Consider the following 1,188-nt stretch of genomic DNA (forward strand, 5'->3'; position numbering starts at 1 on the left):
GGCGGTGGGCGCCCCCGTCCCCGTCCCAGACCCGGGCGCCGGCGGCTTACAGGTCGCGGCCGGGGGTGCGCGGGACGCCGAGCAGCGCGGCGACGGTCGCGGCGCCACCGGGCATGGGCGACGGCATGGAGCAGGTGGCGAGCACGAGGAGGTCGATGTCGGACGGGGCGAGGCCTGCGGCCGACAGGGCCTTGGCGCCGGCGGACGCGGCCATCGCCGTGACCGAATCATCCCCGCCTGCAAATCTGCGTTCGCGAACGCCGATGCGCCGCTCGATCCACTCGGCCGTCACGCCGAGGGGTGCGCCCAACTCCGCATTGCCGACGACCCGCTCCGGGCGAAAGCCGGAGACGGCCGCGATCCTGGAACCGGTTACCGTTTCGGGAACGGCCGGGGCAGATGAATGGGACAACGCAGGTCACCTCGTCAATTGTTCAACATCAATAGCCCGGCGGACGTCGGCGCTACGACCCTGGAAGGCGACGAGCAATTCGCGCCATTTATCACGCCAGTTACCCGAACGGTCAACCTGGCTACGGTGTGATGCAAGTCACATCGAGCGCCGGTGGATTCACGCTGGATCTTCTTTAGGGTTTGACCACAGGGGGAATTGTTGATCATGGGTGTGTTTTATGGATATGACTCCTCCTGCAGTGCAGACTTCCTACGAGTGGGAGAGCGTATGAACGGGGAGCACGTTCCGGGCAGCAACTTCATCGAGCGCAGCACAACAACCGTCGAGCGTTCCGCGCTCCAGGGCCTGACCCCCCGGGAGCGCGAAGTGCTCAGCGTCCTCCCGGCCGGCGAGGGGAACCGGGCGCTTGCCAGCCGGCTCGGCATAGCCGAGCGGACCGTGAAGGCCCATCTGACCAGCATCACCCGGAAGTTAGGGCTGCGTTCAAGGACAGAGGCCGTGCTCGTGTCGCTGCAGTGGGCAGACGACCTCCGCCAGTGCGGAGCGAGCACCGACAAGGCGTAGCGGTACGACACATCGTGAACGACGTCGCCGTCCGGACCCTCCGGATTCCCGATCACGCCGCGCTGGCCGCCGCGCGCACTGGAGTTCTCGACGCCGATGAGGCCTGCCGGCCGCCGGGGAGAGACCAAACCCCCCGGCCGGCGCCGACAGTTGAACCCCCGAGTCGGCTCACCGCGCAGTCTTGTGGGGGCGCGCAAATATACCCCCCG

The 1,188-nt window shown here is 67.7% G+C and carries 2 protein-coding genes; one reads left to right on the forward strand and one right to left on the reverse strand.

Translation table 11 applies throughout. The features are described from left to right. Window positions 1-46: 46 nt before the first annotated feature. Window positions 47-412, reverse strand: a complete 366-nt coding sequence (locus tag ACFWY6_RS31530; RefSeq protein WP_384697558.1) for a hypothetical protein — start codon at window positions 410-412, stop codon at window positions 47-49. A gap of 270 nt (window positions 413-682) precedes the next feature. On the opposite strand from ACFWY6_RS31530, the gene ACFWY6_RS31535 reads away from it, so the two are divergent. Then, window positions 683-979, forward strand: a complete 297-nt coding sequence (locus ACFWY6_RS31535; RefSeq protein WP_384697561.1) for a helix-turn-helix transcriptional regulator — start codon at window positions 683-685, stop codon at window positions 977-979. Window positions 980-1,188: the final 209 nt, after the last annotated feature.

The sequence above is a fragment of the Streptomyces sp. NPDC059037 genome (assembly GCF_042740015.1).
Lineage (GTDB): Bacteria > Actinomycetota > Actinomycetes > Streptomycetales > Streptomycetaceae > Streptomyces.

Coding starts and splice junctions, on each gene's coding strand:
- ACFWY6_RS31535 (WP_384697561.1), top strand. CDS start 683: ATGAACGGGGAGCACGTTCCGGGCAGCAACTTCATCGAGCGCAGCACA.